Genomic DNA, 22,771 nt, shown 5'->3' on the forward strand with positions numbered 1-22,771 from the left:
CCTCCCCTAACGATACAATCCCCTTTTAGATAAAAAGGGAATCCGCTTATTGGATTCCCTTTTCTACCACTGTCAGCGTCTTAGTCAAGTTTAAGCAGGCTCAATTGAGTTCCGGCTGCCGATGCGAAAAAGCATAACTATCTGATTTTATTCTATGCCAAGGCCCGCGCTGACATATCCCGCAACCGTTCCTCCTGCTACAAGGCCACCTCCAGTGACGCTGGCCACGAGAAGCAGACGCGTTTGCCCGGTGACTGGGATGCTCAGACCCGTCGCAATTCCATTAAAGGTATCCCCAACGGCGATCGGACCGGTAATTGTAATGTCGACCACAGCTCCTGGCACGGGGCTGAAAACATCATCCGGAGACGGTGAGCTGTACAGCTGAACGGTGTAGGTCAAAGGGGCAAGTAACGCCAGCGCAGCTGTTGCACTGAGATATGCGGCCAGTGACGTGATCACACCGTCCCGTGGCATGGAAAATGCATAATTGGTCTGGCCGCTGAGATCAATAGTGGCACCCAGAACCGTCAACGCTTGGGCGGAGGACCCGAATCCGATCAATCCAGGCAGACCTACGAGTCCACCCGCAAGAGTGGTGACTGCCAGGGGATCTCCTGATGAGAACGGAATAACGGCTCCACCGCCAGTAGCCCCGGTTGCTCCGGTCTCACCTGTGGCTCCGGTTGCTCCTGTAGCTCCCGTTGCACCGGTGGCTCCTGTGTCTCCCGTTGCTCCCGTTGCACCGGTGGCCCCTGTGTCTCCTGTGGCTCCCGTTGCTCCGGTGGCTCCTGTGGCTCCCGTTGCTCCGGTGGCTCCTGTATCTCCTGTGGCTCCCGTTGCACCGGTGGCTCCTGTGTCTCCTGTAGCTCCCGTTGCTCCGGTGGCTCCTGTGTCTCCTGTAGCTCCCGTTGCTCCGGTGGCTCCTGTGTCTCCTGTGGCTCCCGTTGCTCCGGTGGCTCCTGTGTCTCCTGTGGCTCCCGTTGCTCCGGTGGCTCCTGTGTCTCCTGTGGCTCCCGTTGCTCCGGTGGCTCCGGTGTCTCCTGTGGCTCCCGTTGCTCCGGTGGCTCCTGTGTCTCCCGTGGCTCCCGTTGCACCGGTGGCTCCTGTGTCTCCCGTTACTCCCGTTGCACCGGTGGCCCCTGTGTCCCCGTGGCTCCCGTTGCACCGGTGGCTCCTGTGTCTCCTGTAGCTCCCGTTGCACCGGTGGCTCCTGTGTCTCCTGTGGCTCCCGTTGCACCGGTGGCCCCGTGTCTCCGTGGCTCCCGTTGCTCCTGGTATCTCCCGTGGCTCCCGTTGTGCTCCCTGTGGCCCTCGTCCCCGTGGCTCCCGTTGCACCGGTAGCTCCTGTGTCTCCTGTGGCTCTCTCTGTCGTCTCTCGGTGGTTCCTATTACCGGTTCTCCGTGAATCCAACTCACCGGGAGTACCCGATGAGCATCCACCAAATTTCCTTCAGCATCCTTACCCCAAACTGATATGACTACCGTTTCGGAGCTTGTGGAGAATACAAATTCGAAGGCATCTAAATCAGCAAAATACTCCCTAAGCACAACCTCACCGGGAATAATGCTAAGCTCTTCTAAAACATATACCTCTTTGAAGAGGCCATTGAGATAATAGCCTATTATTTCAACCATCTCTACTGAATCACCATCATTGGTAATTCTAATGGCTACCGATACTGAGGGGCGCACCCCATTAACCGGAAAATTGTCTATCAAACCGGTGGTTAACTCTGCCATCCCAACATCTCCTTACTTTTTTCAAATATCCAATTCATCTAGTTCTTGAGCGACGACTCTATGCGCCGTCTGCAAATTTCCCTCCGCATCTTTCCCCCATAGGGTCGCATTGACACCCTGGGAACTGACAATGAATTGGAACTCAATTCCGTCAAAGTCTGCGAAATAGTTCCTTAACACAACTTCTGCCGGTCCAATGTTGAACAACTCTTCCACATACAATATTTTCGTGTTACCACTCAGGTAATAACCTCTCAGCAGCACCGATTCTAAAGTATCAACATTGTTCGTGACCAAAACAGAAAGGGAGGAACTTGGCCGAACTCCGAAAACAGGAGTATTATCGATCAAACCCGTCGTTAAAAAAGCCATGTTACACCTCCTTAATTTAACTTCACTCTATCTTATGGCTCTTGTCCTTTATGGGTTACCTTTTTTGGAAAAAAATGTTTATAATTTTAATTCTGGTATGCTGAGCATAACGAAGTAATCCTCAATACCTTTGAGAAAAAGGAACTCCTGCTCTTTTTAGAACTTAAACTTCTCCAATTGCTCTTTGGCTTTTTCTAAATCGCCTAGGGTTCCGATATCAAACCAAAGATCCTGGCTCTCATAGCTGCTGACCTTCGCTCCATTTTGGATAAGGCACTGAACCAAATTGGGCATGTCATATTTTTCATTGTCCGGGATATAAGAAAGGATATCTTTATTGATCACATAGATTCCCATGCTAGCCCAGTAATTAAGAGTTGGCTTCTCCGCATAAGCAATAACCTGGCCATCTTGAATTTCCAGAACACCAAAAGAAGAGTGAGTGGTCTTTTTCTGGACAGCAACGGTCATATCTGCCTGTACTGCCCTATGGTGCTCATAGAGGGCACGAAAATCCAAAGTGGTTAACTCATCTCCATTGACGACTACAAAATTATCCTGCAAACCCTCGACTCCTTTTAACGGGCCTGCTGTTCCTAAAGGCTCAGACTCTACTGAGTAACGAATAGTCAGCCCGAATTCACTGCCGTCCTGAAAATAGGTCTTTAATAGATCTGAAAGATAACCTAAGCACATAATTACTTCATCTGTTCCAGCTTTTTTAAGCTGCTCAATTAAGATAGCTGCTATGGGCTTATCCCCTATAGGAAAAAGGGGTTTGGGTAAAATCCGGCTATAAGGATCCAGCCGGGATCCTCTTCCGCCAGCTAATATTATGGTTTGCATCGCATCCCCTTCTTCGTTGCTAGATTTGGTATTTTCCTATCTGAAAACGATCCAGATTTTTTTCGATCCAGGCCATGGTTTTTAGAATTCCTTCTGTCAAGGAAACCTGAGGCTCCCAATCCATAATTTCTTTAGCTAAGCGGCTATCAGCCAAGAGTCGATTGACTTCACTTTTGCTCGGACGAACCCTCTCCTGGTCAATGACCAGCTTAGCAGAGCTTTGGGTTGTTTCAAGGATAATTTGGGCAAGCTCACCGATCGAGATTTCCTGACCAGAGCCCACATTAATAACTCTACCTACTGCCTTCGGTGAAAGCGCGGCCGCCATAAATCCTGCCACGGTATCGGATACAAAGGTAAAATCCCGTTTGGCTTCAAGATTACCAAGCTTAATCTCTGAACTTGCCAGAGCCTGAGTAATTAAAGTGGGGATAATTGCCCGGGCTGATTGTCTCGGTCCGTAACAGTTAAAAGGACGAATCGTGGCCACAGGAAGATTATAGGAAGCATAAAAGCTTTCCGCTAATTTATCCGCCCCGATCTTGCTGGCAGAATAGGGAGACTGCCCTTGGAGAGGATGATTCTCGTCAATGGGTACATATTGAGCGGAACCATACACTTCACTGGTAGAGGTACTTACAACCCGGCTTACCTCATGATCACGCCCTGCTATAAGAATATTAAAGGTACCAAAAATATTAGTCTCAACCACTTCACGTGGGTTTTTATAGGAGTAAGGAATACCCACTAAAGCTGCTAAGTGAAAAACCACATCATTTCCTTTGACAGCCCGATCGATCACATCAGCATCACGCAAATCCCCAGCAATGATTTCAATTTGATTAAGGAGTGAAGGCTCCAGATCTTCCAGATTTCCTCGCCCATCACGGGAATTATAACGTATAAATACACGAACATCGGCTCCTGCTTTGACTAAAGCCTCAGTTAAATGGCTGCCGATAAAGCCACCTGCACCTGTAACTAAAACTTTTTTACCTTTCCACATTAGGCCATTCTCCCTTCTACCGTATCTCTACATCTTATGTCTATTCACGAATATCTGACACTTTTTGCATACTCAGCTATTGGCAAGAAGGACATTTCTAAGTAAGAAAAAGAGCAACACCCGAAATCTTCAGATGTCACTCTTTTTGTTACTTAAGCTTCACTATTTTCCTGTTTCCCGCCTCAATATTCCTTTGCACTTCCGGAGCAAGGGGCTCTTGAGTCCGAATCATCGCTGTAAGGAGCCCCGCCCGCTCGGGGTACCCGATTAGAACATAGCCTTTCAGATAATTTCCTTTCCATATCAGTGATTGATAGGTAGATGCCTTTGCCAAAGGCTTCGACCAGCTCTCCTGACCTTCTGTTACTTTCCAAGGAAGAGCATTTTCAATGTCCTTCTTATGCGCGAGGGGGGTAATGACTCCCCCTGAGATAATCCTTAAACCGAAGAAATCCACTGAATTCATCCCCATAGAACCCTTATAGATGGTTTTTCTACCGGCCATATTCAAAGCAGCGACTCTCCCCTGTTCCGTGGCATTAGGCCAAACGGCATTGATACGTGGACATTCCCGAAGAAAGTCCCAGGTTTCTGCCACATCCCCTGCTGCGTACACATGGGGGAGATTGGTTTCCAAATACTCGTTGACCAGGATACCATGGTTTATTTTAAGACCTGAGTTAAGAAATGGCTCAACATTAGGCTGAACTCCCTTGCCTATGATTACTAAATTCGTATCAATTATCCTGCCACATTTAAGTTCAACCGCTTCTACATGCTCTTTTCCTTTAATGGCAGCTACATCCGAATTGAGGCTGATATGGATACCATGATCTTTAAGATGTTCCTCCAACCTTTCAGCTGCCGATGAATTGAGCATTTGGGATAGGATATATCCTGAGGAAACTATCACATGGACTTCCATCCCTTGCTTTCGTAAGGCGTAGGCTGATTTTAAACTGACTAATCCGCCTCCGATAATAACAGCCTTTCGTCCTTTTTTAATGAACTTTTGGATAGCTTTGGCATTTTCCAGATGACGCAGGGTAAATACTTCAGGCAAGGCGGCTCCGGCAATATCCAGCCTGACTGCTGAAGCTCCGGTGGCTATCAGACATCGATCATAGTCGAAGACTTCACCGGAAGCCGTACTAACCCTTTGCCCCTCCGGATCAAGTCCTGTTACCCTGACCCTATAATGGGTATTAAGATTCAATCGCGCCAGTTCCTCGGTCGTACGCAGAAAGAGCTGTTCTTCTCTGATATCTCCGGCTAAGTAATAAGTGGTCAGACACCGGGAGTAGGGAGGATAGTGATCTGCCGTTAGGACTGTTATCTTCCCCTGAGAATCAACCTTTCGCAGCCCTTCTGCAGCAAAAAGCCCAGCGGCACTGTTACCGATGATGATATAGTTCATAAGTTTTTCCTCCCCAAGGCTTATTGATCCAAGCCCAATGCCTGCCGTTTCTTCCGAATATCCTCAATAAGCCCCAGAGCAGCTTTTTGAGGTTCTGTTTCTACATAGAATTTCCCACCGATAACTTCTGTAAGACCTACAGTGAGGAGTTCTGTCACCTGCTTGCTGCCCAGGACAGGAGGTATAACGCCCAAATGAGTAGTTATTCCCATGGCCACAGCCCAAGTCCCGATGCTGAGAGCCTTTTCATGCTGGGGTTCAGGGGCGCTGGCTGCCACAGGCAAAGCGGCCGAGTCCACACCGAGATAATTAGCTAGTGCTGTGACTAAATCACCGATGCGGGAATTATCCACACAACTCCCCATGTGCAACACCGGGGGAAGTGGAGCACCAAGACCAGCAGCCTCTCCAATGGCCCTGAGAACAGCTTTGAGGGTATTTCCGGCATATCTTTCGGTCCCCTCGGAGTTCATCATCCCTGCTTTAGCCAAAGCATGGGCGGAGCAGCCGGTCGCCACGACAAGGACATTGTTCTTCAAAAGTTCTTTGACCATCTCCACATGAAAGATATCCTGAGTCACCTTGACATTATTACAGCCTACTGTAGCCACGACACCAACGATATTGCCGTTAACAATATTATCCGCTAATGGCTTTAAAGGTTGAACGGGGTCCAGCTTGCCCAAAGCGCCTGCAATGGCTTCCACGCTAAAGCCGGCAATTATCTTTGCCCGATAATCAGGTATATGAACCTTGTTGGGATCCCGGCGGGCATACGCCCCAATGGCCTTCCTAACGATCTCCTGAGCTGCTTCATCGGCTTTTTCCAGAGCAAAAGGAACATGAGTGGCTCCAGGAATCTTCACAATCGGCATAGTGGTGATCAATTCCGTATGATAACAAGAGGAGATTTGGCTCAAGGAGGGCATAATGCATTGGACATCGACGACCATGGCATCCACTGCCCCGGTGACAATAGCCAATTCTTGAGCAAGGTAATTCGTAGCCAAAGGAACTCCTTGACGCATGAGAACTTCATTGCCTGTGCAGCAGATTCCAGCCACCTGGACTCCTTTGGCTCCCACTGCCTCTGCTTCAGGAGAAAGAGTCTTCGCCCACTGGACAATTTTTTCGGAAAGAAGGGGAACATGGCCATGAACGATCAGGTTTACATAATCCTCTTTAAGTACTCCTAAATTGGCTTCGGTCACCACAGGAGCCGGTGTTCCGAATAAAATATCCTGCATATCTGTTGCCAGCTTTAGGCCGGCATAGCCATCCACCAATCCCTGTTTAGCCGTCGCTAAAAGAAGGTTTACGGGATCTGCATCCATTCCCATAGTGGTCTGATGCATGGCCTCCCGAATTTCCCGATCCGGATTCCGGGGTATGATCCCTAAAGACTCCCATACCTCGAGACGTTGTTTTGGTGCATGGGCACTCACCCATTTCATAGGGCGATTATGATGGTTTCCCATATCTCCATAGGCTACACGAACCACTTCCAAAGCTAACGCACCAGGTTCTTTACCTTCACTATCTATTCCTAATCCTGACGCGACCGCCTTCAACTTTCCGGCATCTGCTATAGGATAATCGATTTTGCCTTGGGCCGCCAGCTCTAGAGCTTCCACGGCATCATAAGCATGATCCACATGGGCTGCGGCCCCGGCAGCCACCTGGCGAAGCAAGTTCCGAGCCACGATCACATCAGCTGTAGCGCCGCAAATTCCTTTATCCGGGCCTTGCCCAAAGGGATCGATCCGGCAAGGTCCTTGAATACAGTGACGGCAGCAGACTCCTAAACTTCCAAATCCGCACTGCGGCTGTTGTTTATCATAGCGATCCCAAACGGTTTCAATTCCATCCCTATGGGCCTTTTTTAAGAGATCCTGGGCCGCCGGATCAATGCTGCGTACATTAAGCATGGTTACCAACCTCCTTAAGATGGTTCATCCAAGACTTCCGTATTTCCCTTGCGTATCCATCCACTTCCACAAATTGCAGGGCCTTAGTCGGACATGCCGAGACACAAGCCGGTTCATAAGCTAACTCCCGACAACGATCGCATTTTACAACCTGATGGTCAGGCCCTTCCGTAATAACCCCGAAGGGACAGACCATAACACACATCCAACAACCGACACATTTTTCCGGCTTAACCTGTACTAAACCGGTCGTAGAATCAATCCTCATGGCCCCAGCCATACATGCATAAACACAAGGTGTGTCTGAACATTGCCGGCATTGCAGGGGCATAATCACTTCCCCATCCGTCTCCACAAAGACTCTTTTTTGTGGGCGTTCAGGCTCAAAGATTGCTGCAAACAATTGCTTGGATCGGGAATGAGCCACAGCACAGGCCAATTCACAGCTTTTACATCCCAGACAATGCTCTGTGCGTACCAGTAATTGTTTCACGTTATCCCTCCTTACCTAAAAATACACAAGCTAATTCTGACAACTCTATACTATTACAATATTCAGATAATTACCGTCAGCTTGGCGACATTAAATTGAAACATATGAATATTTTATTTATACCGCTTGCGGCAGATTAGGGAAGCAAATGCAAATACAAAAGGTACTGAAACAGTACCTTTTAATCTAAGCCCCTTCATTATGAATATTCATGACTGATCTTCTCCCATAGTCGCTCAGGCAGTAATAGCACCACATATCCCCGGTGCAAAGCCACAATCCCCTGCTGCTCCCAATGGCGTAAGATTTCATTGATCGTCTGGCGTGTACTTCCGCTAAGAGATGCCAGTTCCTCATGGGTAAGGTAAATAGCATTATCATTTTTACCCTGCATGGTACGCCGAAAAACACGCGCCAGACGGGAGGAGGTCTCACGAAAAGCTAAATCAACAATCAAATCATTGGTTAGGCGAAGAATTTTACCCAGAAGGCGGACCAAATGCCGGGCCAGTTCCGGACATTCATCCATCATAGCTTTAAAGTCAGCCATACTGACATATAGAACTTCTGTTTTTTCGATGGCTGTTGCCAACGCTAAGGAATGTTCGCTATAGACCTCCCCTGCCGAAAGAATTGCAATAGCGAATTCCTTACCATCCTCTGATGTATAAGCAATTTTCACCTTGCCAGAAAGAACAAAGAAAATTACATCCGAACAGGAAGAGGGGAAAACTAATCTTTGCCTCTTTGTGAAGCTCATCCTACTGAAATTTCTTTTCCAGGTCTGGAGAAAAGCGGGAGGTAATCCGTGAAAAAAAGCAAATCGATCAAGATCTGGTATTGTTTTAGGGTTGGACATTGGCTCCACATCCCTTCTACAGGTGTACCAAAGACATGATTTCATACAAGATTTCTAGGAAATTTTAAAAAGTCCTTTAAAATAAAACACCCAAGCTCTACTTTTCATAGAGCTTGGGTAGTAAATCCTATTAGCTTAATAACTTAATAATCTGTCTCTTGTACCCCATAAAAGCATCAGATATCCGGAATTCTTCTCCCCGGGGCCGCAGGGTATCGATAATAATCTCATGGGCGATCCTTCCTGGGGGCCCGGTCATAATGTACACCCGGTCGGAAAGCAGGATGGCTTCATCGATATCATGGGTAATGAATAAAGCAGACATGTCGATTCGGCCCATGAGATCCAAATACCAGCGATGCATGGAGCTCTTAGTAATGGCATCCAGGGCGGAAAAAGGTTCGTCAAAGAGAGCTACATCGCGAGAGAACATATAGGTTCTGAGCAAGGCCGCTCTTTGCCGCATTCCTCCGGAAAGCTGGGCGGGGTACTTCTTCTCGGCCCCTTCCAACCCGAACTCCTTGAAATGGCTGAAGGCCTCTTCACGGGCTTGGCTCTTCTTTACTCCCCGAATGAAAAGAGGGAGGGCCACATTATCCAACACAGTCAAATGAGGCTGCATCAAGTCCTTTTGCTGCATATAGCTTACTTTACCGGCCTGACCCGTAATATCCTGAGCGTTGAGAAGCACTCGTCCTGAATCAGGGGTAAGGACACCGGCGATAACATTAAAAAGAGTGCTTTTGCCGATGCCGCTTACTCCCAGGAGGCTTACCAGCTCCTTTTCACCGAGCCTGATATTGATGTCTTTAATCGTTAATTCTCCCGCAAAACCCTTTGAGATATTTTGCGTCTCAAGCTTTATCTTATCCATCTTACTGCGGTAGGTAGGCATTGGTAAAACCTTGTCCTGGTTCAATCCTTTTGGAGATCAATTGATTATCTGCCATCCAAGCATAAAAATTATCCCAACGGGCCTGATCGATGAATCCCCACCGCTCTGCTTCAGCTTTATATTCCCTGGCCAAATACTTTTGGCTGGCTTTTATAAGCTCCTGATCCAATTCCGGGGCATGTTTGACCAGAATTTCAGCGGCTTCTTCGGGATGTGCTATAGCGTATTCATACCCTTTGGCTACAGCAGCTAAAAATGATTTGGCTGTGTCCTGGTTTTTTTCCAAATACAGAGGACTGGCAGCTATGACCGGGGTATAAAAGTCTAAGATAGGGTCAATATCTTTGAACGCAAAATAATTGGTATCCAGGCCTTTCACCTCTGTTGCCACGCCATCCCATCCATAATACACCCAAATAGCGTCCACATCGGTTTTCAAAGCCGAGATCACATCTGTTACTGTATTAGGAATCATTCTGATAGCCTCATATTTACCGCCGTCTTTCTCGATGACTTGTTTAATAATGGCTTTTTCCACAGGAGAATCCCAAGTGGCATAGACCTTGTTCTCCATATCCTTCGGTCTGGTAATGTTATCTTCCTTCAAGGAGATAATTCCCGAAGTATTATGCTGCAAAATAGTCCCTACGGCTACCATATCCAGGGGACTGTCTGAGGTAAGAGCAGCTGCAAGTTCCTCCTGGAAGGTTACACAAAATTCAGCTTTTCCGGCAGCTACCAATGGTAGTGCTCCCCCTTCAGGTGGCTGTACAATATCCACCTCTAAACCTGATTCTTGGAAATAGCCTAATTCTTTAGCCACATAGACGCCGGTGTGATTAGTATTCGGTGTCCAGTCCAGGACAAAGGTGACTTTCTTATTTTCTTGTGCACCTTGCTGTTCATTCCCAGTGTTGATCGTATTGTTCTGAACACCACACCCCGCTAATCCTAAAACCACAAAGACGCTCATAAGAATTGCTATGCATCGCTTTTTCATATCTCAACATTCTCCTTAAACACTATTGGGCCCTCAGCCTTCATTTTGCTGTTCCCCGGTCTGTGCCCAGGGCATAGCTTTTCGTTCCAAGAGCTCCACACATTTCATAAGCACTAAGCTCAATATGATGATCAAAAAAATCACCGCGAACATTTTATCAAAAGAATAGGATTTTCTGACCCGGGTCATATACACACCAAGACCACTGTTTCCTCCCAGCCATTCAGCGATAACTGCACCGACAATAGAATAGGACACCGAGATGCGTAAACCCGAGAAAAAGCCGGGCAGAGCATTAGGCAGCTTAATATACCGGTAGATCTGCCACTTTTTAGCCCCCATAGCTCGCATGAGATTCATAGCGTCTTGATCCGACGATTTAAATCCACCTAAAAGAGCAATGGTCATAGGGAAAAAACAGGTCAGAACAACAAGCGTAATCTTCGGCGCCATATCATAGCCCAGCCATAACACCAACAAAGGGGCTATGGCTACCGTGGGAATAGTCTGAGTAATTACCAGGATAGGATGGAAGGCTTTATAAAGAGCATCGAAACGATCCATCAAAAGCGCAATCCAAAAAGCCAAAAGAATACTAAGAACTAATCCTATGAAAGCCTCCGTCAAGGTGATCTGGGCGTGCTTCATAAGCTCAGGAAAAGAACCTGCTAAAGCCCGAATCACATCCCCAGGGGATGGTAGCATGAATTTTGGCACCATTTCAAGAAGAGCCACCAGATACCAGAAGATAAGCAAGATCAGAAGTACAGCCGTTGGGTAAAGCTTATTGGTGATGCTTTGTAACCTTTTCATCAATGGTCCAAATCCCGCCTTCCGGCTTATAGCTAATTTTTACATAGGACATGACACTGGGTGCCCCTTCTTCAATGCAGATCAGCTGGCAGTGTTTAACCATTTCCATAAGTTGGTCGTATTCCCCTTCAACAGTCGTTTCAAAAGGACCTACGTAGACATTAAGACCTGAGGATTTTAAATATTCAATGACCTTGTCCACCACACGGATCACTTCTTGTCCTTCCACAGCCGGTAATACTTGAATAGCTACACTTGCATTAATCATTTCTTTTTCTCCTTCTTTCCTCTTCATTTTACACTTGAGGAGGGTAATGCATAATAAAAAACCTTCTGCAATCAGAAGGTTTTCCCAAACAATTCAGGACATGGAGCCAGAAGCTCATGTATCCTAAGTCCCTCCGCTAGCATTACCTAGATCAGGTCAATGGGTCGGAAACACTCGTTTCCCTCTCAGCCGTTTTCCAGCTCCCCAATACTATTCTCTTTTTTGCATCATAGCACCTTAATCTTAAGGTGTCAAGAAGGTCAAGCTTGCAATGAGTTATTACCAACGTCGTGTGCTGCCTCCGCCACCGCCGGAACCCCCACCGCCTCCGAAGCCTCCGCCTCCGCCACCGCGGCCACCTCTCATGAGCATGCCAATAATCATGCCGAAGATAAAGCCGTTAAAATAACGGTGGTCAATATAAAATAGGAAGACGATGCCGAAAAAGGCTAGGATTTTAACCCCAAGAGGCAGGGAAGCAAAGGTATTGGTTCCATCTCCATAATCAGACGAAGTGTACAAAGCCTGCGGAGAGTCAATATCCATCACAACTTGATACTCTTTAGCAACTTCCTGAACAAAGGCTCGATAGCCATTTAAGATGCCTTGGTTATAATCCCCTTCTTGAAAATAGGGAATCATATATTCATCTTGAATTCGGCCGGTTTTAGCATCGGGAAGAGCCCCTTCCAAGCCATAACCCACCTCTATCCTGGCCTCCCCCTCCGTAGGGGATACTAAGATCAGTAACCCGTTGTTTAGCTTTTCATCACCGATCCCCCATTCTCTCAAGATGGCTAGAGCATATTCTTCCGATCCATATCCTTTCAGATCGTTGACTGTAACCACTACAATCTGGGCTTTGGTCTTTCTCTCCAAGTCCGCCGAGCTTTGGATAATAATCCTCTCGGTGCTTGAGTCAAGAACATCGGCTTCATCCAGCACGAAAAAGTCACGGGTAGGCTGCGGGATCGAAGGGGTAGCCGCCTGCAAAGGAAAAGCTAAAGTAAGGAAGAACAGTATCAATCCGGCAAGCCGGAGTTTCCTCTTCATAGGCTTCATTCCCTTCATTTAACCTATTTGATAGTGCCATCTGGACAAGCCGTTACTTGGAAAAATCCACGGTGGGAGCTTCATGAGCACCCGCATCAGCCTTAAAATACTCTCGCTCATCAAAACCAAGAATACCCGCATAAAGCGTGGCCGGGAAACGTTTTATCTTCGTATTATAGGATTGTACCTCATTATTATAGTCCATGCGTGCTGTAGCAATGCGGTTTTCCGTTCCTGCCAATTCATCCTGCAACGCCCGGAAATTAGCATCAGCTTTTAACTGAGGATAACTTTCAGAAATAGCCAGTAATCGGCTCAAAGCACTGCTTAGCGCCGCGTCCGCCTCAGCAGCCTCTCCCACACTGCCTGCCCCGATCAGTCGGGATCTGGCGTCAGCTACATCCGTAAACACTTCACTTTCATGTTCAGCATATCCTTTGACGGTATTGACCAGATTCGGAATGAGATCTGCTCGGCGCTGAAGCTGGTTCTCTACCTGACTCCAGCTGCTGTCCACAGTCTCCGAAAGAGTCACTAAGTTATTATAACCAGACCCCAGGATCATAGCCAGAATGATAATTATCCCTACGGGAATCAGCCACTTTTTCATAACGCTTCCTCCATTCATATTTCTTTCCTTACTATCTATTGTTATACCATTTCTTAAGTTGATTCAGCTTTTCAGATCAAATCTAACCTATAATAGTCCTGGCTGAAAAATACAGAAGCACAATCACACCCAAGATGATACGGTACCAGCCAAAGATCTTAAAGTCATTCTTTTTGATATATCCCATTAGAAACTTAATGGAGATTACGGATACTATAAAGGCCACTACCATTCCTATTAATAGAATCATCAACTCCGGACCTGTAAAGTTGAAACCAAACTTCAAAAGCTTAAGTGCACTGGCCCCAAACATAACGGGGATAGCGAGAAAAAACGTAAATTCAGCCGCTACGGTTCGGGATACTCCCAGCAAAAGTCCTCCTACAATAGTAGCACCAGAACGGGAAGTTCCGGGGAATATGGCGGCAATCAATTGAAATATTCCGATCATGAACGCCGTGGTGTAAGTAATTTGTGATAAGTGATTGACCCGAGGCCTTTTCCCCTTATTGTAATTCTCAATAACAATAAAGAGAATTCCAAATATAATCAGCATAACGGCAACGGTTTGATAGTTATAAAAAAGAGCGTTAAACACGTCGTCCCACAATAGACCGATAACACCGGCCGGAATACAGGACACAATGATTTTGAACCACATTTCTATGGTTTCCTGCTTGACGGAAACCCCTCTATCGAATGTAAAGGGATTGAGTTTCTTCCAATACAAAAGCACAACAGCCAAAATAGCTCCCAGCTGAATGACCACGAAAAACATTTCCATAAAAGCCGCGGACATGTTCAGCTTAATAAACTCATCCACCAATATCATATGTCCCGTGCTACTGATGGGCAGCCATTCTGTAATCCCTTCTACAATACCTAGTAAAATCGCTTTAAAAATCTCTACTAATGCCATAATTCCTCCTGATTACATTTTCTATAGATTTAATTACATCACGCCCATTATACCAATTCGGTTTATGAATGGATAGCCGCATTCCCCCTTCATTCTTCGACACATGACGCTATCCATATAGTATTATACCTGATTATGTCTAGCCTAACCTTAGGGATTATATAAGTATTTATTAACTTTTTCTTAATTCCTCATCAAAACCTATTAAAAAGATTACCTCCCAGAATAGAGTTATATCTATCCTGGGAGGTAATCAGCCGATTGCCCAAAGAAACTTTTTAAGATTATTCGAGACCAATCATGACTGAACTTGCTTTGATAACGGCAATTGCGTCATCACCTACTTTTAATCCCAAGGATTCTGCTGAACCAGAAGTTATACTCGCTGTAATTGACTGACCATTAATATCCAGAACCACTTCCGTTGACACGGGGCCCTTTTTAACCTCCGTAATTTTGCCTTTTAATTGATTTCTAGCCGATAATTTCATTAGATAATTCCTCCTTGTTTACTATTTAAATTAGTATGCACACTCTCAATCATTTCAAACAAAATTCCGACTCCATCCACAGATAGTTATGCGCTCTAGTTCACATCTTCCTCTACCTTCTCCAGCCTTTCATCAAGTAGATAAGGGTTTGCCAGGTACTTCTTGACTAATTTAAAGGAATTGGAGTAGTAGAGTCCGTCACAAATCCGCTCGTCCAAAACATAGCCGATCTCACAGCATTTTTTGACCACTACCTGATCCTCTTCAACTACGGGTAATTTTTTGCTCTTCCCTAAGGCGACAAAAATCCCTGTCGTACCAAAATCGTAGAGATGATGGTAGATAAAATCCAGATTGATGGATTTGAGATAGGTAAAGAAAAGAGATGTGTGAAAAGGACTGGCTTCAATAATCTTTTTCGGCAGTAAATTATGCCGATCCATCCACTTTAGCGTCCCTACTAAAAGCTTCACTTGACTATTAGGTAAGGCCATAATACGTTGAGCAATAGTATCCACCTCATTGGCAGCTCCTGCCGCACAACCTTCCTCTATGGTCTGATCGACGATTTTGACAATCTCTTCGATGCTTTCCAGACCTGAAAAGAGGAATTTAACTGTTGTCTCTTCACCGTCATCCTTTAAGAGGCGCTTAATGGCCATAGAGATGCGGATATCATATCGGGTATAGATTTTATTATTCATGATAAAACGGTTCAGCTGTGGGCGTTGAGCGAGAACACGCACATAGACTGCAATAAATAGGTGCAAGTAGTTGAGCCTAATCCCTTGATCTTTCTTTTCTTTGATATACTGATCAATTTTATCAACAGCAACGACTTGTTTATAAAAATTTTGGGCATCATTCCGCTTGGTCATAATGTGGGGAATAATCCTTACAAAAGGGCTTAAAGACTTGAGAAGCCGCCCGTCACTTCGTCGCATCCAAATCTCCCCTTTTGCTTCTTAATTCCTTTCAATAAATTTCTCTAAGGATCAGATAATCCCTTCTTTTTATATTAACTTAATGCAAAATTTTCCTATTTATTTGTAGTCAATAAAATTTGTCCGGTTAAAACCTTAGGAAAGTCCGATCTCTTCTTTAAGAAAATTTATAATTACTTATGACAGTGAAAAAGAAGTTTGATAGTTTAACTTTTTTATGGGATGATATAAAATAAGGTAAAATAGACAAGCTTAATCGAGGGAGTGATACATATGACAAAAATCTTGGTACCTGTAGACGGCTCACCGAATTCGGACAAAGCCATTCACTATGCTCTTACGCTAGCACGTTGCAAAGACGACCTTCTTATCTTTTTAAACGTTCAACCCAATTATAACACACCCAATATAAAACGCTTTGCCACCCAAGAACAGATTAAGGTAATGCAGGAAGAAACCAGTAAGGAAGTTCTCGATCACTCTCTGGAAATCGCTAAAGATTCCATCGCGCCCATCCGCACGCTCCTACGCACAGGGGACCCTGGTCGGGAAATTTGTAAAGAAGCCCAAGAAAGTGCTGTAGACAGTATTGTTATGGGATACCGGGGACTCGGTGCCGTTAAGAGAGCCATTCTGGGAAGCGTAGCTACCCATGTTCTTCATGAAACAAGCTGCCCTGTGACCATAGTTCCTTAGAGGATGGTGTAATGAATAATAACCCCTGGTTTGCTATCGTTAACCCAGCTTCGGCTAACGGACAAACTCGAAAAATCTGGCCCAAAATTTACAAGCGCCTCCTTGATCAGGGCGTTAATCTTGAATTTGCTTACACCACGGGACCAGGGGATGCCACCAATCTCACCCGGCAGGCCATGCATAGTTATACGCAAATTCTTGCTGTCGGTGGCGATGGCACTCTAAATGAGGTTGTGAACGGATTTTTTGCCGATCAAAAACCTATTAATCCTGAAGCAAGTCTTGCTGTTCTTTCCCATGGAACCGGGGGAGATTTTCTACGCACCCTCGATCAAAAACGAGGGCTCCCCTCTTTGCTGGAAGTTCTGCACCGACAAAAAATTGTCCCCATTGATTGCGGGCTAGTTCAATATCAAGACGCTACCGGTCAGTTGTACACTCGTTATTTTCTCAACGTAGCGGATGTGGGTTTGGGAGGAATGGCGGTTAGCCGAGTTAACCAGCACAGCAAATTCCTCGGTGGAAAACTATCTTTCCTCCTTGGGGGCATCATGACCATTTTGACCTATAAAAATAAAAACATGAAATGTGTCATTGATGGAAAAATCGTGGTCAATGGACCAGCCAACAGTATCTGGATTGGCAATGGACGCTTTGTAGGAGGAGGAATGATGATTGCTCCTCATGCAGAGCTTGACGATGGTCTTTTTGATGTCGTTGTTCTCGGTAACCTCTCTATGTTCCAACTCTTGCGCCATTTGCCCAAAATTTATCAAGGCCACCATCTTGAGGTTCCGGATGTTACAGTCCATCGTGGTAAAGAAGTCTCCATTATCTCTAATCCTTCGGCTTACTTGGAGCTGGATGGGGAACATCCCGGATTTACACCCGTCCATTTTTCCCTAATACCACAAGGGATTCGCTTATGGACATAACTATGATGGTACACCCCATAGGGTGTGCCATCTTTTATAAATAAACTGAAGAGGTGTTAAAGATGTCGTTATCCATCAATGAAAGAGAAAAGATGATAAAAACCTGTGAAGAAATTATCGCTCGTTGTGATAAACCCTTTGTTTGGGAAGACGATGGGATCTATGAATCAGAGCGAGCCAAAAGTCCTTTTAATCTTTTTTTGCCCCAAGAACAAATAGTTCAGGAACTCAGTGCGCTGTTTGAAACCTTTTGTGGTACTCCCTATATCTACGATCAAATAAAAGCAGTCTGCCACTTGGAAGCCGAATGGTATGAGTATGGCACTTATGGCCTGGATCGCGACTTCACTCGGGTCTTAAGCCGTTACTCTCTAAAACCGGAATATGTAGAACAGGTAAAAGCACATTTTACAAAGAGGCTCAAAGAGTTGCTTCAAGAGCAGTCCGCCCTTTTAAAAGGTAAGGGGTTCCTTCTCAATAAAGATGGGGTGCATTTTTCTTGCAGGGTGGTTGTTCCCGGCGGGAAAATGAATGCCCAGCAATCCAAAAGAGTAAGCGAAATCTGTACACAGTATGGAAGCGGGTATTTTTACCTCACCCAAAGAGAAAATATCGAAATCCCTGGTATTCTATTAGATAACCTGAACGAGGTATCTCAAGCTCTTGCTGAAGTCGGTTTGAGCATCGGTTCTACAGGACCCAGGCCAAGACCCATAACAACTTGTAAAGGGGCTGTGTGCAAATTCAGTCTTTATGACACCGAGGGCTACACCAGTCAACTCAATGAAAAAATTTATAAAGGTTATTATGATGTGACCCTGCCCGGTAAGCTTAGAATTATTACCAGTGGCTGTTTTAATAACTGTTCCATGCCTCATGTGGGCTGCATTGGCATCATTGGCAAGAAAAAAGACCAAGTCGCCATCAGTCTTGGAGGGATGGCCGCACGCAAGCAATTTTTAGGCCAGGAAATCCAAGGTCTTTATACTTTAGATGAGGCTACCGGGATCATTGAAAAAGCGATTCAATACTACAAGGAGCATGGCAATAAGGGCGAACGCTTTGCTCAAATGATTGAGCGTTTGGGCTTTGAAACTGTAGAGAAAGCCTTAATTGGCTAAGACGACCCGTTAAAGATAATTTCTCCGATAAATTGAGAATGTAGGGAATACCCTTGCGTAAGAACACAGGGTCATTCCCTACATTTGTCTTATATAACTGGAACATTCTAATTACTTTGCCCTAATCATGATATAATAATGTTAAAGCAAAGGAGGACAAGTCGTATGCAGATTGGACAGAATCTTAAAGATAAGATTATGGCGAAGTTTAATCATTATCAGGAAGAATCCAAAAAGACCCTCCAAAATATCAACCTTACCCAGGACAAACTCAATGCTGCGTTTATGAAAGCAGAGAAACTCAACATCAATACAGGGCCCATCCATAAAGTTTACCAGGATATCCTTATCCTGATTCAAGTTGTCAAAGCTTATATCAGCAAAGATTATCAAGAGATCCCCGCCGGCTCCATTATCGCTATCTTAGCTGCCTTGATCTATTTCTTATCCCCTATTGATATTCTTTTTGATTACCTTCCAGGAGTTGGCTATGTAGACGACATGTTTGTCCTCGGCTTGGTCTTAAAACAGGTGGACTCTGACTTGCAAAAGTTTAGTCTGTGGAAGCAAAGCAAAGATCCCGCGGAATCCTGATTCATTAATGGCTTTATGTACTGTCTTTTTTCTTTTTGGCCGGTGTCCGTGCCAACAGAGATGCCACATCGGCCTCGAAAGACGAAATCCATACCTTTTGGGTTTTATCAAAGAAAATTTTAAGGGTCTTTTTTAAATGGGATTTGGTCAAGGGATCCAAGGTTTTATAACTCTTAATCATATCATTAGCCAAGGTCAGCTTTTTCTGGGACAGATCGCTGACTGTCGTGGCCCCGGTGGCCTGAAAAATATCAAATAAAGCATCCACGAACTCCGCTCTCTGCTCCATGGATAATTGGTTAAGCCAAAGCCTTACAGTCTTGTTAAAATTCTTACTCCCTTTGGTTAAATTCTTTTCATAGACGAAATGGCTGCCTCTTACTTCCCAGAAGAAAGGGTTGTGCTGCATAACGCTCAGACCATTGCTGTTGACTGTAATATACTCTTCTCCATGCTCAAGGAGCATCCCTACCACGGAGGATTTAGGAACAAAGGTATGAATCCGGTCGAGGATCCTCTGATATCCTTCTCGTTCGAGGACATGAGTCAAAAAGCCCGGGCCGTCATTGTTATATACTCCAATGATTCGCCCTTGAACCTCAGGTTCCATGGCTGCTGCAGAATAGACCGCCAGATTTCCGCCTTTGGAATGGCCACCCAAATAAAGCTTGCCCTGATATTTCCCCACGACTTTTTCTACATAGGAAATTGCATCTCTTTGGGCCTTTACTTCATCCCTAAAACTCATCTGAAAATCCTCTTTCCATCCGGCCAAGGTATCGTCCGTACCCCGAAAGGCAATATAATGTTCCCCTTGGCTGATGGAAAAGACCATCGCGGAAAATTGGTTACAAATCTCATGATCCACAAGATTTACATAACTGGACAGCTGAATTTCTTTAAAACGAGTTGCCAGCGAGGTTTTAACCAGCAGTTTGGGTATCTCCCGGAAGAAAGGGTTGATACTATTCTGGAGTTTCTGATGAGCAAGGCCTTTGAAGTATTTTTCCCCTGCTTTCGTCAAGGATATGGAATCCCTTGAGGCCTCCGATGGGAGGATACCATCGAATTCAAGGTAAGCCAAAATCGAAAAGATTAAATTATCTACTTGATTAAATCCATCCTGAGCAAAGCTTAAGTCCCCTCGCCAATCAAGATAATCGAATATATTTTGCATAGGACACCTTTTCTTCTTCACTTCTTGAATAGAATACAGTCTCTGCTTAGTATGTCTTATTTTTGAATTTTATGCTGACCTATTCTTCTATCTTATTTTTCTTTCCCGATTAATATCTTTCCAACCTTCTTGATACCTTCTGCCTACACTGTTAATGCTTTCCACCAATGCCGCCATCAAGCGGTGAAACCCTTGAGGATTTTGAGCTGGGACACGATAATGCTTATTAATCTCAATCTGGACAGCTGGAATTCCCAGTTCTCTGGCCGCAAAATTGGCTATCGTATTTGGGCTGGATGCAGCAAAATAATCGGAGGAAATTTTTGAGAACCCACAATTCCGAAAGTTCTGGGCCAGGATTTCATCGGTATGCATTTTTTCAAGAAGGTTCCTCCTATTGTTCGTTCCAAAATCCACATCAAAGTCCCTGTCTCGGGCTGCTCCGTGAATATCCAGCAGGAGCTTGATCTTGCCTTGCCTGCATAACTGAGCAAGTTTCTCTTTATAGATGCAAGGACTATCCACGTTCGGATCCCCACCATAAAGCTTAGTCACTGCAATGGCATGACAACCGGTTAACTTATTCAGCAGGTAGACAATGGAGCCGGTATACTCGTCGGACATTTTGATCTTCTTTTGGCGAAAATGACGAACCGCATGGGGAGCCGAGACCAGAATGGGAATATCCCCTGCCGCGTGCCAGAGCGGCTCCTCTTGCTTGGGATTCACTCGTTTATCGGTTTTGTAGAAATAGATTCTCTCAATGCTGACTGCTTCTTCATTGAGACGGGTCCTTGTATATTCATTGATAAGTTGTTGATGCATCTGGCTCATGGTTTTCCCACCTTGCTCCCAAACATAAAATCGGAGAGATCACTCTCCGATTAATACTACCTCAACTCCAAACAAAATGCCATCTTAGTCTTTTTCCCGCCCCTTATCCTCCTTTATATTAAGCACTGCAAATCCTATTAAATAAAGGAAAAGCGGCATAAACAAACCAATGGATTGATAACTTGAGTAGATATACAGATTATATAAAGCATGAATCGTGACTGCTACAGTATAAAGACCAAACAGCAGTGGCCAAATTATACCGTTTAATTGCCTTGCTATACTGAGCCCAAAGCCAACAATACCTGTGGTCGTCCCATGGATAAGGCAGGTTGTGACACTACGAGTAATAATAAAAGGAACCGGTGATCCACTTTCATGCATGTGTCCTAAGAGGTATACATAATTTTCTTGAATAGAAAATCCAATCCCGGCCGCAATCCCAAAATAAACAATGGGTATTTTCTTTTCCGATTTGAATAGAAAATACCCAAGTGGTAATGCCTTTGTAAATTCTTCAATAATCGGAGCCCAAGTGGTGGAAAGTTGCTGAGTATTAATCTGAAAATGCCGGACCAAAGCATTATTCAAGGTCAGGGAAATCGCAAAAGCAATAAGACCCCAGGTAAAAAACAGTATCAGCAGCCTTTGTTCGCCTTTTAAGATAATCGCCAGAAAAAATAGGGGGATAATGGTCCCTACAAAAATAGCCTCACCCATCGGACATCTCCTCTACTTTCATAAAGCCGTAAGCTGTTAAGGAAAGGGCTGCTGGGAATAAAGCATCTGTAGAAAGTGTACATGTATCCGGTATCAAACAGACACATATTATAAATATCATATCACTTAGGCATAGCAAACAAAGACCCGCTATAAACAGCCGGTACCGGATAATAGGGAAAATAGGCTGAGCTTTCCATAGGGTGTACACTATAGCTAGTGTTAAGACCAGGTTATCTATATTGATCAGTAGATTACTGGATCCTGCCAGAGCCAGGAAAATAGGAATTACTAGTAATCCTAGGGGCCATAGATTCCAATACTTTATCTCAATGGTATATTGAGGTATCCCTCTTGTGATTGTATGGATTACCCCAATCAGAAAGAAATAAGTGCCTATAAAACCCAGATCTGCAATGGATGGATAGGGGAGTGATGAACCGTTAAGAAATATAACAGAGAACCAGTAAAGCTGTCCCAAAGTCCAACTTAATACAGCCAAAGCGACTCCCAATACTAAATAGCGCTGGCAGCTGAATCGAGCATAACAGATCACAAGCATGCCGATAGCTAATCCAGAAAAAAACTGTATTCCATTGGCTACCGCATTTAACTTCGCATAAGGAAAATCGATGAAAAGCAAAATATAAAATAGAGCTGCCCAAACAAACGAAAGAATACAGACAGCCTTAACAGTTAATGCCAAGATTTCTTTTCGTTTTAACATTCCTTGGATGACTTGATCCCATGTAATCATGAAAATCCCCTACCTTGAGAGCCATATTACTACATTGTCAACTTCATTTACATTCAAGAGTTGTATATACTTTATATACATTATGACATATTTCACGAGCAAATGTTATATAATTCACAGATTTTTAAAATAATTTTTTGAGATTATATAATATAAAATTCTTATGGCAAGGATTATATATTTATATTAAAACAAAAACCACCCTCCTCATTAGGAAGGTGGCCATACACCACTAGTTAAGATGTCAACTGTTCCATCTAAATCTTGACTAGACTATAAA

Annotated in this window: 25 protein-coding genes and 1 riboswitch; of the genes, 4 read left to right on the forward strand and 21 right to left on the reverse strand. The window is 44.7% G+C overall.

What is annotated here, in order from left to right; translation table 11 throughout:
* Positions 1-147: 147 nt before the first annotated feature.
* From DESLBE_RS12470 to DESLBE_RS12550, 17 genes are all read right to left on the reverse strand, one after another.
* Positions 148-1,743 (reverse strand): exosporium glycoprotein BclB-related protein, encoded by a 1,596-nt coding sequence (locus DESLBE_RS12470; RefSeq protein ID WP_144677094.1) that lies wholly within the window; start codon positions 1,741-1,743, stop codon positions 148-150.
* A 21-nt stretch (positions 1,744-1,764) separates the two neighbouring features.
* Positions 1,765-2,115, reverse strand: coding sequence for a hypothetical protein (locus DESLBE_RS12475; RefSeq protein ID WP_005808325.1), 351 nt, complete (start codon positions 2,113-2,115; stop codon positions 1,765-1,767).
* Between the two features lie 156 nt (positions 2,116-2,271).
* The gene (locus DESLBE_RS12480; protein WP_005808326.1) at positions 2,272-2,961 is read right to left on the reverse strand and encodes a sugar phosphate nucleotidyltransferase; all 690 of its coding nucleotides are present in this window, start codon (positions 2,959-2,961) and stop codon (positions 2,272-2,274) included.
* 19 nt (positions 2,962-2,980) lie between these two features.
* Positions 2,981-3,967, reverse strand: a complete 987-nt coding sequence (locus DESLBE_RS12485) for an SDR family NAD(P)-dependent oxidoreductase (RefSeq protein WP_018214181.1) — start codon at positions 3,965-3,967, stop codon at positions 2,981-2,983.
* Positions 3,968-4,115: 148 nt separating this feature from the next.
* Positions 4,116-5,384, reverse strand: a complete 1,269-nt coding sequence (locus tag DESLBE_RS12490) for an FAD-dependent oxidoreductase (protein WP_144677096.1) — start codon at positions 5,382-5,384, stop codon at positions 4,116-4,118.
* Positions 5,385-5,404: 20 nt separating this feature from the next.
* Entirely contained in the window at positions 5,405-7,312 is a 1,908-nt protein-coding gene (gene cooS, locus DESLBE_RS12495; protein WP_005808331.1) for an anaerobic carbon-monoxide dehydrogenase catalytic subunit, read from the reverse strand.
* Complete coding sequence (locus DESLBE_RS12500) at positions 7,305-7,805, reverse strand: 4Fe-4S dicluster domain-containing protein (RefSeq protein WP_144677098.1); 501 nt, start codon at positions 7,803-7,805, stop codon at positions 7,305-7,307. Before DESLBE_RS12500 ends, cooS begins: the two co-directional genes overlap by 8 nt.
* A 199-nt stretch (positions 7,806-8,004) precedes the next feature.
* Positions 8,005-8,664, reverse strand: a complete 660-nt coding sequence (locus DESLBE_RS12505) for a Crp/Fnr family transcriptional regulator (RefSeq protein WP_005808336.1) — start codon at positions 8,662-8,664, stop codon at positions 8,005-8,007.
* Between the two features lie 130 nt (positions 8,665-8,794).
* Positions 8,795-9,559: an ABC transporter ATP-binding protein gene (locus DESLBE_RS12510; protein WP_243131310.1), complete on the reverse strand. Its 765-nt coding sequence runs from the start codon at positions 9,557-9,559 to the stop codon at positions 8,795-8,797.
* Entirely contained in the window at positions 9,540-10,559 is a 1,020-nt protein-coding gene (locus tag DESLBE_RS12515) for an ABC transporter substrate-binding protein (RefSeq protein WP_005808339.1), read from the reverse strand. The genes DESLBE_RS12510 and DESLBE_RS12515 overlap by 20 nt, the downstream gene beginning before the upstream one ends.
* Before the next feature lie 33 nt (positions 10,560-10,592).
* Positions 10,593-11,375: an ABC transporter permease gene (locus DESLBE_RS12520; RefSeq protein ID WP_144677100.1), complete on the reverse strand. Its 783-nt coding sequence runs from the start codon at positions 11,373-11,375 to the stop codon at positions 10,593-10,595.
* Entirely contained in the window at positions 11,344-11,640 is a 297-nt protein-coding gene (locus DESLBE_RS12525) for a thiamine-binding protein (RefSeq protein WP_011461833.1), read from the reverse strand. Before DESLBE_RS12525 ends, DESLBE_RS12520 begins: the two co-directional genes overlap by 32 nt.
* Positions 11,641-11,750: 110 nt before the next feature.
* Positions 11,751-11,857, reverse strand: a riboswitch (TPP riboswitch).
* A 62-nt stretch (positions 11,858-11,919) separates the two neighbouring features.
* The gene (locus DESLBE_RS12530; RefSeq protein WP_035213354.1) at positions 11,920-12,693 is read right to left on the reverse strand and encodes a TPM domain-containing protein; all 774 of its coding nucleotides are present in this window, start codon (positions 12,691-12,693) and stop codon (positions 11,920-11,922) included.
* A gap of 52 nt (positions 12,694-12,745) precedes the next feature.
* The gene (locus tag DESLBE_RS12535; protein WP_035213357.1) at positions 12,746-13,303 is read right to left on the reverse strand and encodes a LemA family protein; all 558 of its coding nucleotides are present in this window, start codon (positions 13,301-13,303) and stop codon (positions 12,746-12,748) included.
* 82 nt (positions 13,304-13,385) lie between these two features.
* Positions 13,386-14,222, reverse strand: coding sequence for an undecaprenyl-diphosphate phosphatase (locus DESLBE_RS12540; protein ID WP_005808347.1), 837 nt, complete (start codon positions 14,220-14,222; stop codon positions 13,386-13,388).
* Positions 14,223-14,506: 284 nt separating this feature from the next.
* Positions 14,507-14,713 (reverse strand): TOBE domain-containing protein, encoded by a 207-nt coding sequence (locus tag DESLBE_RS12545; RefSeq protein WP_005808351.1) that lies wholly within the window; start codon positions 14,711-14,713, stop codon positions 14,507-14,509.
* Between the two features lie 95 nt (positions 14,714-14,808).
* Positions 14,809-15,657 carry a 2-oxo acid dehydrogenase subunit E2 gene (locus tag DESLBE_RS12550; protein WP_015943070.1) on the reverse strand — a complete coding sequence of 283 codons (849 nt, stop codon included), beginning with the start codon at positions 15,655-15,657 and terminating at the stop codon, positions 14,809-14,811.
* A 273-nt stretch (positions 15,658-15,930) separates the two neighbouring features.
* On the opposite strand from DESLBE_RS12550, the gene DESLBE_RS12555 reads away from it, so the two are divergent.
* From DESLBE_RS12555 to DESLBE_RS12570, 4 genes are all read left to right on the forward strand, one after another.
* Positions 15,931-16,353: a universal stress protein gene (locus DESLBE_RS12555; RefSeq protein ID WP_005808355.1), complete on the forward strand. Its 423-nt coding sequence runs from the start codon at positions 15,931-15,933 to the stop codon at positions 16,351-16,353.
* 11 nt (positions 16,354-16,364) lie between these two features.
* Positions 16,365-17,288 (forward strand): diacylglycerol kinase family protein, encoded by a 924-nt coding sequence (locus tag DESLBE_RS12560; protein WP_005808357.1) that lies wholly within the window; start codon positions 16,365-16,367, stop codon positions 17,286-17,288.
* A 62-nt stretch (positions 17,289-17,350) separates the two neighbouring features.
* A complete protein-coding gene (locus DESLBE_RS12565) occupies positions 17,351-18,409 on the forward strand; it encodes a nitrite reductase (protein ID WP_005808360.1) in 1,059 nt (352 codons plus the stop codon).
* Positions 18,410-18,574: 165 nt separating this feature from the next.
* Positions 18,575-19,003, forward strand: coding sequence for a DUF1232 domain-containing protein (locus tag DESLBE_RS12570; protein WP_015943067.1), 429 nt, complete (start codon positions 18,575-18,577; stop codon positions 19,001-19,003).
* Positions 19,004-19,016: 13 nt separating this feature from the next.
* Here the strand turns inward: DESLBE_RS12570 and DESLBE_RS12575 are convergent, their stop codons facing one another.
* The 4 genes from DESLBE_RS12575 to DESLBE_RS12590 form a co-directional block, all read right to left on the reverse strand.
* On the reverse strand, positions 19,017-20,180 hold the full coding sequence (locus DESLBE_RS12575; protein WP_005808364.1) for a DUF2974 domain-containing protein: 1,164 nt from the start codon (positions 20,178-20,180) through the stop codon (positions 19,017-19,019).
* An 87-nt stretch (positions 20,181-20,267) separates the two neighbouring features.
* Positions 20,268-21,014 (reverse strand): hypothetical protein, encoded by a 747-nt coding sequence (locus DESLBE_RS12580; RefSeq protein WP_144677102.1) that lies wholly within the window; start codon positions 21,012-21,014, stop codon positions 20,268-20,270.
* 84 nt (positions 21,015-21,098) lie between these two features.
* Positions 21,099-21,734, reverse strand: a complete 636-nt coding sequence (locus DESLBE_RS12585) for a PrsW family glutamic-type intramembrane protease (protein WP_011461842.1) — start codon at positions 21,732-21,734, stop codon at positions 21,099-21,101.
* Positions 21,727-22,491: a hypothetical protein gene (locus tag DESLBE_RS12590; RefSeq protein ID WP_005808369.1), complete on the reverse strand. Its 765-nt coding sequence runs from the start codon at positions 22,489-22,491 to the stop codon at positions 21,727-21,729. Before DESLBE_RS12590 ends, DESLBE_RS12585 begins: the two co-directional genes overlap by 8 nt.
* Positions 22,492-22,771 lie beyond the last annotated feature (280 nt).

Source organism: Desulfitobacterium sp. LBE (assembly GCF_007830365.1).
Classification (GTDB): domain Bacteria; phylum Bacillota; class Desulfitobacteriia; order Desulfitobacteriales; family Desulfitobacteriaceae; genus Desulfitobacterium; species Desulfitobacterium hafniense.

What these genes read in the sequence shown, in the direction of transcription:
- DESLBE_RS12505 (WP_005808336.1), bottom strand. Translation starts at nt 8,664, where the DNA reads ATGTCCAACCCTAAAACAATACCAGATCTTGATCGATTTGCTTTTTTT.
- DESLBE_RS12510 (WP_243131310.1), bottom strand. Translation starts at nt 9,559, where the DNA reads ATGCCTACCTACCGCAGTAAGATGGATAAGATAAAGCTTGAGACGCAA.
- DESLBE_RS12560 (WP_005808357.1), top strand. Translation starts at nt 16,365, where the DNA reads ATGAATAATAACCCCTGGTTTGCTATCGTTAACCCAGCTTCGGCTAAC.
- DESLBE_RS12540 (WP_005808347.1), bottom strand. Translation starts at nt 14,222, where the DNA reads ATGGCATTAGTAGAGATTTTTAAAGCGATTTTACTAGGTATTGTAGAA.
- DESLBE_RS12535 (WP_035213357.1), bottom strand. Translation starts at nt 13,303, where the DNA reads ATGAAAAAGTGGCTGATTCCCGTAGGGATAATTATCATTCTGGCTATG.
- DESLBE_RS12555 (WP_005808355.1), top strand. Translation starts at nt 15,931, where the DNA reads ATGACAAAAATCTTGGTACCTGTAGACGGCTCACCGAATTCGGACAAA.
- DESLBE_RS12515 (WP_005808339.1), bottom strand. Translation starts at nt 10,559, where the DNA reads ATGAAAAAGCGATGCATAGCAATTCTTATGAGCGTCTTTGTGGTTTTA.
- DESLBE_RS12570 (WP_015943067.1), top strand. Translation starts at nt 18,575, where the DNA reads ATGCAGATTGGACAGAATCTTAAAGATAAGATTATGGCGAAGTTTAAT.
- DESLBE_RS12585 (WP_011461842.1), bottom strand. Translation starts at nt 21,734, where the DNA reads ATGGGTGAGGCTATTTTTGTAGGGACCATTATCCCCCTATTTTTTCTG.
- DESLBE_RS12475 (WP_005808325.1), bottom strand. Translation starts at nt 2,115, where the DNA reads ATGGCTTTTTTAACGACGGGTTTGATCGATAATACTCCTGTTTTCGGA.
- DESLBE_RS12545 (WP_005808351.1), bottom strand. Translation starts at nt 14,713, where the DNA reads ATGAAATTATCGGCTAGAAATCAATTAAAAGGCAAAATTACGGAGGTT.
- DESLBE_RS12480 (WP_005808326.1), bottom strand. Translation starts at nt 2,961, where the DNA reads ATGCAAACCATAATATTAGCTGGCGGAAGAGGATCCCGGCTGGATCCT.
- DESLBE_RS12530 (WP_035213354.1), bottom strand. Translation starts at nt 12,693, where the DNA reads ATGAAGAGGAAACTCCGGCTTGCCGGATTGATACTGTTCTTCCTTACT.
- cooS (WP_005808331.1), bottom strand. Translation starts at nt 7,312, where the DNA reads ATGCTTAATGTACGCAGCATTGATCCGGCGGCCCAGGATCTCTTAAAA.
- DESLBE_RS12550 (WP_015943070.1), bottom strand. Translation starts at nt 15,657, where the DNA reads ATGCGACGAAGTGACGGGCGGCTTCTCAAGTCTTTAAGCCCTTTTGTA.
- DESLBE_RS12565 (WP_005808360.1), top strand. Translation starts at nt 17,351, where the DNA reads ATGTCGTTATCCATCAATGAAAGAGAAAAGATGATAAAAACCTGTGAA.
- DESLBE_RS12470 (WP_144677094.1), bottom strand. Translation starts at nt 1,743, where the DNA reads ATGGCAGAGTTAACCACCGGTTTGATAGACAATTTTCCGGTTAATGGG.
- DESLBE_RS12490 (WP_144677096.1), bottom strand. Translation starts at nt 5,384, where the DNA reads ATGAACTATATCATCATCGGTAACAGTGCCGCTGGGCTTTTTGCTGCA.
- DESLBE_RS12580 (WP_144677102.1), bottom strand. Translation starts at nt 21,014, where the DNA reads ATGAGCCAGATGCATCAACAACTTATCAATGAATATACAAGGACCCGT.
- DESLBE_RS12525 (WP_011461833.1), bottom strand. Translation starts at nt 11,640, where the DNA reads ATGATTAATGCAAGTGTAGCTATTCAAGTATTACCGGCTGTGGAAGGA.
- DESLBE_RS12590 (WP_005808369.1), bottom strand. Translation starts at nt 22,491, where the DNA reads ATGATTACATGGGATCAAGTCATCCAAGGAATGTTAAAACGAAAAGAA.
- DESLBE_RS12485 (WP_018214181.1), bottom strand. Translation starts at nt 3,967, where the DNA reads ATGTGGAAAGGTAAAAAAGTTTTAGTTACAGGTGCAGGTGGCTTTATC.
- DESLBE_RS12575 (WP_005808364.1), bottom strand. Translation starts at nt 20,180, where the DNA reads ATGCAAAATATATTCGATTATCTTGATTGGCGAGGGGACTTAAGCTTT.